This is a genomic window from Kitasatospora sp. NPDC047058 (genome assembly GCF_040643935.1).
Lineage (GTDB): Bacteria > Actinomycetota > Actinomycetes > Streptomycetales > Streptomycetaceae > Kitasatospora.
Genome location: NZ_JBEYVJ010000083.1, coordinates 18,307 through 27,782, shown reverse-complemented (window position 1 = coordinate 27,782; position 9,476 = coordinate 18,307). Strand labels below are relative to the sequence as shown.

Below are 9,476 nucleotides of genomic sequence, written 5' to 3'. Positions count from 1 at the left end.
CGCGCCGCGTCGTACCGGGCGAGCGCCGCCTCGACGGTCGGCCCGGTGGCGAGCGCCGCGGCCAGGGTCACCGCGTCCTCCAGTGCCTGGCACGCGCCCTGGCCGAGGTGCGGGGTCATGGCGTGCGCGGCGTCGCCGAGCAGGACGACCCGGCCTACCGTGTAGGAGGGGAGCGGGGTGGCCAGCTCGCCGATGTCGTGGTGCAGCACCGCGTCCGGGCGGGTCGCGGCCAGCAGGGCCGGGACCGGCTCGTGCCAGCCGCCGAAGCGGCGGCGCATCTCGGCCAGCGGGTCCGGGTAGCGCACCCCGGCCGGGGCGTTGAGCACCGCGTGCCACTCGGCCCGGCCGTCCGGAAAGGCGATGTGGCCGAACTCCGCGCCGTGTCCCCAGGTGAGCTCGAAGTCGGCGGTCAGCCCCTCGACCGGGTGCTCGGTGATCGCCCGCAGCACCGTCGAGCCGCTGTGGACCGGACCGGGGTGGCCGGGGAAGAGCCGGCGGCGCAGCCGGCTGCCGATCCCGTCGGCGGCCACCACCAGGTCGGCGTCCACCATGGTGGCGTCGTCGCCGTACTCGACTCGGACGCGGGCCGGCTGCGTGGTGTCCACCGCCGTCACCTCGGCACCGATGACCAGCGATCCGGCCGGCAGCGCCGTGCGCAGGATCCGGTGCAGGGTGGCCCGCGGGATGCCGATGATCGGTGCCCCCAGCTCGCGTTCGAGCGCTGCGCCGTCCATCCGGGCCAGTCGTCGGCCGTCCGGCGTGCGGGTGCCGCCGGTGTACTGGCGGCGTGAGGCGGCCTCCACCGCGTCACCGACCCCCAGGGCGGCGAGCGCCCGCAGACCGTTGGCGGCCAGCGAGATGCCGGCGCCGGCGTCGTCCAGGACGGGGGCCCGCTCGACCACCGTGACGTCCCACCCGGCGAGCCGGAGCCCGATCGCGGCGGCCAGTCCGCCGATGCCGCCCCCGACCACCATCGCGCTGTTGCCGCTCATGCCCGGCCCCTCCTCTGTCGTCGCCCTGGCTTCTACAGCTGTAGAAGAAGCGTACTGCCCCCTTACTACGGGTGTAGAAAGGGGGGATGCGGGAAGCGGCGACTGACGAACAGGAGCGGCCGGACGGGCGCCGGACGGCTGGGCGCCAGGCGGCCGGGCGCGGGCACAGGCACGGGCACGGGCCGGACGTACGCGGGCCGGAGGTGCGCGGGGCCGACCGGCGCACGCTGCTGGCGGACGCGGCGATCGGCGTCCTGGCCGACGCGGGCGTGCGCGGACTGACCCACCGCGCGGTGGACGCGGCGGCCGGGCTGCCCGTGGGCACCACCTCCGCGTACCTGCGGACCCGGCAGGCGCTGCTCACCGCACTCGTCCGCCGTCTGGTCGAGCTGGACCAGGGCGAGCTGCAGGTCATGGGCGAGCAGGTGGCGGTCCGCTCGGCCGCCGAACTCGCCGCGGGCATCGCCCTGCTGACGGACCGCCGGCTCACCGGCGAGGGGCGGCGCCGGTCACTGGCGCGCTACGCCTGCGCGGTGGAGAGCGTGCGCGACCCCGAGCTGCACGAGATCCTCGTCCCGCGCGAGAACGCGGGCCGCGCCGCCGTCCGTGCGTTCATCGCCGGCCAGGGCGTGGCGGACCCGGACGAACGCACCACCACGCTGCTGGCCTGCGTGGACGGCCTGGTATTCGACCGGCTGGTCGGCGGCGGGAGTGTGCGGGCGGACGAGATCGAGGGGCTCGTCGCCGCAGCACTGCGCCCCTCCGGCGGGGCCGTCGGCTGAGCTGCCGCCCGGTCGCGACCCCTGCTACACCTGCTTGGCGGGGCCCCGGCTGCTGCCGCCCGGTCGCGATCCCGGCTGCAGCCGCTACCCCTCGGCGGCGCCCGTGCCGGGGGCGATCTCCGCGGCGAAGCCCGCGAGCAGGATGCGGAGGGTGCGGTGGAAGCGCTGCTCCGAGTCCAGGCCGGCGCCGGTGGCGAAGGCCTGCGCCAGCTGCGGGAACACCTCCGGATCCAGGGAGCGGAACTGCTCCGGGTCGGGCTCGGTGCCCTCGTGGTGCGGGGTCTCGCCGGCCTCGGCGAGGGTGTGGCCGAGGGTGAAGGTGACCACGGTGTTGAGCACGTCCAGCGCGTCGGCGAGAGGCACGCCGGCGTCGCGCAGGGTGGTGAGCCCGCGCTCCAGCAGGCCCAGCGCCGCCGGGGTGGCGACCGGGCGGGTGGCGAGGACGGTGAGCATTGCCGGGTGCTCCAGCAGGATCCGCCGCAGGGCGACGGCGAAGTCGCCGATCACCGCCGTCCACGGCCGCCCCGCGGGGTCGGTGAAGAGGTCCCCGGCCGACAGCTCCAGCAGCCGTTCCACCATGCCGTCGAGCAGGGCCGCCTTGCTGGGCACGTAGTAGTAGAGCGTCATGCCCTCGACGCCGAGGGCTGCGCCGAGCTTGCGGTTGGAGAGGGCGGCGAGCCCGTGCTCGTCGACGAAGGCCAGGGCCGCGTCGATGACCTTCTCCCTCGTCAGTCCCGTCCTCGGGCGTCCGCGTCCGCTCGCCATGACGTGTGCCTCCGTACTCTCCGCGCCCTCCGGCTCCGTGCCTTCCGGACTGCGGACCGCTGGCTCTTGCAGTGCAAGAAAATCATAGCCGACGGCCGGCCCGCCGATCGGCGGCCGCCCGGCCGGGGGACGCGCGGCCGGTGGCGGAGCATCAACCGGAGCCGCCGGCCGTGCGGTTCGAATAAGCCTGGCGAGGATTTCCCGAAAAGGACGTACAGTCACATTAATTCGTACAGGGATTCCCCTGGGTAAACGTGCGTGCTAGCGTGCGGCTGCCAGCTTCTCAAAGTCGGGGAAAGTGGGTCCTGTCCATGCGTCAAGAATTCTCCCGGCGTGGATTTCTGGGTACCGCCGGAATGGCCGCCGCAGGGGTGTCCGCCGCCTCCCTCGGCCTGTCCGGCGGTGCCGCGGCCGCCGGGCCGGGAGGGATCGAGGTGTCCGAAGGGCAGGCGGTGTTCCCGCGCGATCCGCGCTACCAGACGCTCAGTCAGGGCTTCAACCAGCGGTTCGGCAGTACGCCGGCCTACATCCGGCTGGTCGGGAACGAGTCCGACGCGGTGGCGGGGCTGAGGACGGCGCTCGACCAGGGCCGGCGGCCGACGATCCGGGGCGGCGGGCACTGCTACGAGGGCTTCGTCGACAACGACAAGGGCGTCATCCTCGACCTCAGCACCATGCGCGGCGTCCGGACGGCGACGGACAAATTCGGTGCCTCCACCTACTGCGTGGAGGGCGGCGCCACCAACTGGGACGTCTACACCACCCTGTTCCGCAAGTACGGCGTCACGATCCCTGCCGGCTCGTGCTACTCGGTCGGAGCAGGCGGGCACATCTGCGGCGGCGGGTACGGGCTGCTCTCCCGGCGGAACGGCCTGACGGTCGACCACCTGGTGCAGGTCGACGTGGTCACGGTCCGCGGCGGCGCGGTGGAGGTCACCAGGGCCCACCGGGACGACCCGAAGGGCTCGCCGGAGCAGGACCTCTTCTGGGCGCACACCGGAGGCGGCGGGGGGAACTTCGGCGTCGTGCTGCGCTACCACTTCCGCCACGACATCCCCGAGCCGCCGCCGCGGGTCTGGCTGAGCAGTGTCGCCTGGGCGTGGGACGACCTGATCAAGGAGCCGGAGGATTTCCGCCGGCTGGTGACGAACTTCGGCTCCTTCTTCGCCGCGCACAGCGGAAAGGACGAAACGGTCTACCGGGGGCTGTTCTCCATCCTCAAGCTCACCCACCGGTCGAACGGGAACGTCGTCCTGCTCAGCCAGTGGGACGAGGACGATCCCGCCCCGCTGGACAGTTTCCTGGCCGCGATGGAGGAGGGGATGAAGACCAAGGCCACGATGCAGACCTACAGCGCGGGCGGCCTGTTCCTGCCGTACCCGGACAAGCGCCGCCAGATGCCGTGGTTCCAGGCCACCATGACGCTCAACGGCTCCGGCGACAACCAGCGCGGGAAGTACAAGTCGGCGTACCACCGCACGCCCTTCACCGCCCGGCACATCGACGCCTTCTGGGAGTGGCTGACCAAGCCCGACCCGGACGACGACTTCAGCCAGACCCTCGTCCAGGTCGACTCCTACGGCTGCCGGATCAACGCGCACAAGCCCGCCGAGGCCGCCATCCCGCAGCGCGACTCGATCATGAAGCTCCAGTACCAGACCTACTGGACCGACCCGGCCAAGGACTCCCTCCACCTCGACTACCTGCGCGGCATCTACCGGGACGTGTACCAGGCCACCCACGGCATCCCGGAGATCGACACCGACACGGACGGCGCCTACGTCAACTACCCCGACACCGACCTCGGCATCGTCGGCCAGGCGAACCCCGCCTACCCCCGGCTGTACTACAAGCAGAACTACAGCCGCCTGCAGAGGACCAAGAAGACGTGGGACGACAAGAACGTCTTCCACCACGCCCAGTCGATCACCCTGCCGTCCTGACCCGGGGGCACAGGGCCACGACCACCATCCGGTAAACGGATGATATCGGGGCGAAGTGTGCGCCTATTTGTGAGGGTGCACTCGGACTGATGCTGACTTTTGCTGACCTGAGCTGATGAATGCTCAGGCGCGATCGGCTGGGGGCAGCTGTTCGGGCAGTAGCCGGCCTGAGGGTCCGCAGGATCGGATACGCGCTCGGAAACCCTTGAGGCGCAGCGGTGCCGGAGCCAGGGGTGTGGGTGCGGCACCGCATGTGGGCGGTGCCGCACGCCACCGCCATCGGTGCCTCCGCCAACGTCGTCGTCCTCGGCATCGCCGAACGCAGCCGCCGGCCCATCAGCTTCTGGACCTTCGCCCGCTACGGCATCCCCGTCACGATCGTCACCATCGCCATCTCCGCCCTCTACCTGTGGCTGCGCTACTTCGCGCTCGCCTAAGCGGTGACCTGCGCAGACGAAACCCGCCCGCCGAGGCGGAGCAGCCCGGGTGGCGACACAACGGTGGCCGAACGCGCCGGTCCGGATCCGTGCGGACCTGCCTGCGCCGCCGCGGCGCATCGCCGCCCTGCGGCTGTGGCGGCTACCGCGACGCCGGCTGCTCAGTCCTGGGTGAGGGCGTCGGCGGCGGGCCAGGTACCGTCTGCGGGCATTTCGAGGCCTTCCGCCAGCGTCTTCCGCCAGGCGGGCGGGGTGAACGGCCCGCCCCAGTAATCGGTCACCCGGACCGCCATTCCGTTCTCAAGCTCGGCAATGGAGACGTTCCGGTAAATCTGGGCCTCGCCGTAGTCGGTGCTCCACTCGACGACGACAGTGTTACCCAAGGCGTGCCGCCTCCCCACCCCGAGTCTCAATCCGACGAAGTGGGACTCCACATCGGCGATCCGTGACCTCCCCCTGATGAGTTCGCCGCTCTGCGGCCACTGGCGCACCGCGTCTTCCGAAAGCTGAACGCCGAGGATCCGCTCAAGGCGGGTCGAGTACGCAGGTTCTCCCATGAAGCGCACGGTAGAACCGATCGCCCCGACGTTCCCGGAGGCTCGCGCTGTCCGCGCATGGGCGGTTCCGGGAGTCCCGTCGTCGTGGATCGCCGTCCGGGCCTATGCCGGGAGACTGCGGAGGGGTCCCAGTGGCATCGGGGAAGTCGAGCGCCACGCCGAGGGCCTCGGTCGATCCGGTCACGGAGAGTTGCGTCCTCGGTGAGGGCGGAGGAGGTGGACGGGGCCGCAGGATGGAGGTGGAGGTGTGAGATGCCGCTCGACGAGACGGCTGGACGGGTGATCCCGCAGCCGGTGGAGCAGGTGGCCACGTACGCCATGGACTGACGGCACGATCACGAGTGGACGCAGGGCATCCGCTCCGCCGAGGTCACCCGGGAAGCACCGACCGGCGGGTTCGGGGTGGGTGCAGAGGTGACCCGTACCGCCCACTTCCTCGGCGTGGGGGTACCCCCGGCCGGAGGCTGGGGGAGGATCGACCACGTGCTCCAGGTGGCCGCGCACGAGCCCGGGCGCCCGCTCGACATGGTCTCGGGCGCAGGCCCCATGCCGATGCACATCACGTACTCCTTCGCCCCGCACCCGGGCGGCACGCTCGCCCGGATCCGGGTCCGGGGCGACGCGAGCGGCTACTACCGCCTGGCCGCGCCGCTCATGGCGCGCAAGGTCCGCGGGTCGATCATCAAGGACCTGCGCGACCTCGAGCGCAGCCTGTCTCGCAGGCGGCCCGCCGGTGAGGAGGATGGGCCGGCGGCGGGGTCTTAACGAATCCTTGACGCGTCGCATGCGCGTTCCTGTCGTATCGTTAACGCTTGGTGTGCCGGGAAGTCTGGTCGGCGATTTGTCTGTTCCTCCGCCGATCGGAAGGCTTCCCCGCCATGGTTGTTGCCAGAACCGCCGCCGCGCCGACCACGCCTTCAGTGGCGCGTGGCCCGCGCCGCTCGGTGCTGTTCTTCGCGTTCGCCTTCGCGGTGATCGCCGACCCGGTCTCCTCCGTCGCGTACGCGATCGAGGCCGCCCTGCACGCCCTGCACGGTGACCTCGGCCTGCTGCTGCCCACCATGTCGCTGGTGATCGGCCTGGTCGTACTCGTCACCGCGAACTACTGGCAGCTGGTGCGGCGCTTCCCCAAGGGCGGCGGCGCCGCGGCCGCGGCCGGGCGGGCGTTCGGCGCCAGATGGACCTTCCTGCCGATCGGGGCGCTGGTGGTGGACTTCGTCCTGACCATCGGCATCTCCATCGCCGCCGCGTCCAGCGCCGTGATCGCGCTGCTCCCGGCCCTCGCCCCGATCCGGATTCCGCTGGCCCTGGTGCTGCTGGTGGTCGTCGCGGGCCTGACCTGGTTCGGCCACGGGGGCCGGCTGCTGTTCGCCGTGATGACCGTCCTGTTCGTCCTCGCGGCCGTCGCCGTGCTGGTGCTCGGCTTCACCCACCCGCACAGCACCGGCAGCGCCCCGGCCCACACCGACCCCGGCCGCTCCGCCGTCTTCGCCGTCGTCCTCGCCTTCCCCGTCGCGATGGCCCTCGCCACCGGTGTCGAGGCACCCTCCACCGCGATCGCCCAGCTGGGCCAGCTCGACGACACCCACCGCCGCCGCTTCGGCCGCGGCACCCTTGCCCTGCTTCTGGTCATCGTCGGCGGCCTCACCCTCGCCCTCACCGCCCTGGCCGTGAACCTGCACATCGGCCTGCCCGGCGCCGACTCCACCCAGATTGCCGACATCGCCCACGCCGCCGCAGGCCCCGGCTGGTTGTACGGCGCGTTCCAGCTCACCAGCTCGCTGCTGCTGCTCGCCGCCGCCAGCTCCTCCTTCCAGGCCGGCCCCGGTCTGCTCAAGGCTCTGGCGGGTACGGACGAGCGGCCGGGCGTGCTGCCGGCGTTCCTCGGCCGCACCAACAAGCACCACACCCCGTACTGGTCGGTCGTGGTCTACCTGGGCGCCGCCGCAGTGATCATTCTGGCCGCCGCCGGCCAGGAACAGGAGCTCGTTCTCTTCTACGCGGTGTCGGTGTTCGTCAGCTTCCTGGTCGGCCTGCTCGCCATGGCGCGCTTCGCCCGCACCGAGCGGAAGCCGCTGCTCGCCGCCCTCAACGCCGTCGCCGCCGCGGCCGTGGCCTTCACCTTGCTCGTCAACCTGCTGCGCGGCTGGCCGCTCCTCTCCTTGGTCGCCACCCTCGCCATCGGTGGCGGGCTGTACGTCCGGTGGATCCGCGCCGGCAGCCCGAGCGGCATCGAGGACGTCGAGACCCGGGCCGAAGCCGACTGAGCCCGCCAGACCGGGCCGGACCCGGTGACTGCATCGTCGTCGTTCGGTGGCGGCGTGTGTTGGCTCTGCTTGACGAGCTCTCACGGCGCTTGGCGAGAGCTGATGCGATCCGTCCAGCTGATGCGATCCGTCCAGCGGAAATGATGCGATCCGCGACCTGGCGGGCGTCGCGGTCCGGGGCGGCGACGCGCCGTCGGGCGCGGTCGAGGAGGCCGACCGGCAGGTCCGCGCCGCAGCACGCTGGCGCGAACTGTCGTGTGGGGAGCGGCCGTCGGCCCTCGCCCGCAGCGCGACGCCGCCCGTCACCACCGCCCTCGCCGAGATCGCCAGTGCCGTGCTGTTCGCGCGCCCTTCCGCGGTTGTGCGCGACCGGCCGTGTCGGCCACGGCGAAAGGCCGCGGGCAGCGACCGGCCCGGGCCGTGTACACCGGAGTGCGGGGCCCGGCCGGTCGCTGTGGGCGGTGGTCAGAAGGCGACGATGCCTTCGCCGCCGGCGCCGCCGGGGACGGTCTGGGAGCCGAGCCGGGTGAGGGAACCGTCGTCGTTGATCGCGAACTCGTCGACGATGCCGTTGAGGCCGGTCTGGGCGTAGAGGTAGCGCCCGTTCGTGGAGACCGCCGCGTCGACGGTGCCGGGGTCGGTGGGCGTGTTGCCCAGGACGGTCAGTTGGCGGCCGCGGTCGGCGGTGCGCAGGCCGGTGAGGGTGGAGCTGCCGGCGTTGGAGGTGTAGAGCAGGTCGCGGACGGCGACGATCCAGCAGGTGGCCGCCTGGCCGGTGGTCGCGAAAGCCTCCTGCGTGGCGGTGCCGTCGCGGTGGATCGTGAACGTCGCGACGGCGTTGGTGCCGGCCTCGGCCACGAACAGGCCGTGCCGGCCGTTGGGGACGAACGCGAAGGGCACGGCCCCGGGCAGGCTGGTCGTGACGGGGGTGTCGGAGGGGGCGCCGGAGCGGTCGAGGTCGAAGACCAGGAGGCTGCTGCCGTTCGCCTTGGTGGTGACCACGAGCTGGGAGCCCTCGCCGGTGAAGCCGACCTGCCCGGGGGTGTTGGTGAACTGGGGCGTGGCGTTCGGGTCGAGTCCCAGTTGACGGTTCCAGCCGGTCTCTGCCCGGAGGTGTCCGTTGCGGACGGTGTAGCCCTGGATCGAGCCGCCGTCGAGGGCGTTGAGCACGTAGACGACGTCGTCGTGCACGGCGACGCTGACCGGGAAGCGGCCGCCGGAGCCCACCACCTGGCGCAGCGCGAGCCGGTCGCCGTTCACGGAGAAGACGGACACGGTGTCGCTTCCGGCGTTCACCGCATACAGCAGGGCGTGGCGCGGGTCATAGGTCAGGGAGCCCTGGGAGGCGAGGTGGTCGACGACCGATCCGTCCAGGACGCCGCCGAGGCCGTTGGTGTCATAGGCGCCGGCCGGGGTGAGCTGCCCGTCGTCCGCCCGCCGGTAGGCGATGACCTGATTGCCCGCCGGATTGTCGGTCTGGACGAACACCGCGTGGTTTCCGCCGCGCGGGTGGCCTCCGCCGCCGTATGCCGCTGCGGTCGATGGGGCGCCGGCGGCTGCCGCGGTGAGCGCGGTCGCGAGAGCCACGGCGAGCCGAGTGATCTTCTGCATGAGGTTCTGCCTTCTGGAGGTCCGGGCCGATCCCATTCAGGTCCTGCGCGTCATGGCCGGGAGTGGGAGCGACATGGGTGAGGGCCGTGGCGGGAACCCCGTCGACGGTGACCGGCGCGAGA

9 protein-coding genes are annotated in these 9,476 nt (G+C 72.0%); 5 read left to right on the top strand and 4 right to left on the bottom strand.

What is annotated here, in order from left to right:
* The coding region (locus ABZ885_RS15715; RefSeq protein ID WP_360187995.1) for an FAD-dependent monooxygenase at positions 1-992 on the bottom strand (992 nt) is incomplete at its 3' end.
* A gap of 203 nt (positions 993-1,195) precedes the next feature.
* Here ABZ885_RS15715 and ABZ885_RS15710 point away from each other — a divergent pair.
* A complete protein-coding gene (locus tag ABZ885_RS15710) occupies positions 1,196-1,774 on the top strand; it encodes a TetR family transcriptional regulator C-terminal domain-containing protein (protein ID WP_360187993.1) in 579 nt (192 codons plus the stop codon).
* Between the two features lie 84 nt (positions 1,775-1,858).
* Here ABZ885_RS15710 and ABZ885_RS15705 read toward each other — a convergent pair whose 3' ends face one another.
* The gene (locus ABZ885_RS15705) at positions 1,859-2,539 is read right to left on the bottom strand and encodes a TetR/AcrR family transcriptional regulator C-terminal domain-containing protein (protein WP_360187991.1); all 681 of its coding nucleotides are present in this window, start codon (positions 2,537-2,539) and stop codon (positions 1,859-1,861) included.
* A gap of 356 nt (positions 2,540-2,895) precedes the next feature.
* On the opposite strand from ABZ885_RS15705, the gene ABZ885_RS15700 reads away from it, so the two are divergent.
* Together ABZ885_RS15700 and ABZ885_RS15695 are read left to right on the top strand one after the other, a co-directional pair.
* Positions 2,896-4,482, top strand: a complete 1,587-nt coding sequence (locus ABZ885_RS15700; RefSeq protein ID WP_360187989.1) for an FAD-binding protein — start codon at positions 2,896-2,898, stop codon at positions 4,480-4,482.
* Positions 4,483-4,721: 239 nt separating this feature from the next.
* Positions 4,722-4,919 carry a hypothetical protein gene (locus ABZ885_RS15695; protein WP_360187997.1) on the top strand — a complete coding sequence of 66 codons (198 nt, stop codon included), beginning with the start codon at positions 4,722-4,724 and terminating at the stop codon, positions 4,917-4,919.
* A gap of 161 nt (positions 4,920-5,080) precedes the next feature.
* On the opposite strand, the gene ABZ885_RS15690 is transcribed toward ABZ885_RS15695, so the two are convergent.
* Positions 5,081-5,476, bottom strand: a complete 396-nt coding sequence (locus ABZ885_RS15690) for a hypothetical protein (RefSeq protein ID WP_360187987.1) — start codon at positions 5,474-5,476, stop codon at positions 5,081-5,083.
* Positions 5,477-5,890: 414 nt separating this feature from the next.
* Between ABZ885_RS15690 and ABZ885_RS15685 the strand changes: the two genes are divergently transcribed.
* Both ABZ885_RS15685 and ABZ885_RS15680 read left to right on the top strand, forming a co-directional pair.
* The gene (locus ABZ885_RS15685; protein WP_360187985.1) at positions 5,891-6,241 is read left to right on the top strand and encodes a hypothetical protein; all 351 of its coding nucleotides are present in this window, start codon (positions 5,891-5,893) and stop codon (positions 6,239-6,241) included.
* 113 nt (positions 6,242-6,354) lie between these two features.
* On the top strand, positions 6,355-7,743 hold the full coding sequence (locus tag ABZ885_RS15680; RefSeq protein ID WP_360187983.1) for an amino acid permease: 1,389 nt from the start codon (positions 6,355-6,357) through the stop codon (positions 7,741-7,743).
* A 465-nt stretch (positions 7,744-8,208) separates the two neighbouring features.
* Here the strand turns inward: ABZ885_RS15680 and ABZ885_RS15675 are convergent, their stop codons facing one another.
* Positions 8,209-9,354, bottom strand: a complete 1,146-nt coding sequence (locus ABZ885_RS15675) for a beta-propeller fold lactonase family protein (RefSeq protein ID WP_360187981.1) — start codon at positions 9,352-9,354, stop codon at positions 8,209-8,211.
* Between the last annotated feature and the right edge of the window lie 122 nt (positions 9,355-9,476).

Bases quoted from the DNA above. Each gene is read 5' to 3' on its own strand.
- ABZ885_RS15705 (WP_360187991.1), bottom strand. From the start codon at position 2,539: ATGGCGAGCGGACGCGGACGCCCGAGGACGGGACTGACGAGGGAGAAG.
- ABZ885_RS15700 (WP_360187989.1), top strand. From the start codon at position 2,896: ATGGCCGCCGCAGGGGTGTCCGCCGCCTCCCTCGGCCTGTCCGGCGGT.
- ABZ885_RS15690 (WP_360187987.1), bottom strand. From the start codon at position 5,476: ATGGGAGAACCTGCGTACTCGACCCGCCTTGAGCGGATCCTCGGCGTT.
- ABZ885_RS15680 (WP_360187983.1), top strand. From the start codon at position 6,355: ATGGTTGTTGCCAGAACCGCCGCCGCGCCGACCACGCCTTCAGTGGCG.
- ABZ885_RS15675 (WP_360187981.1), bottom strand. From the start codon at position 9,354: ATGCAGAAGATCACTCGGCTCGCCGTGGCTCTCGCGACCGCGCTCACC.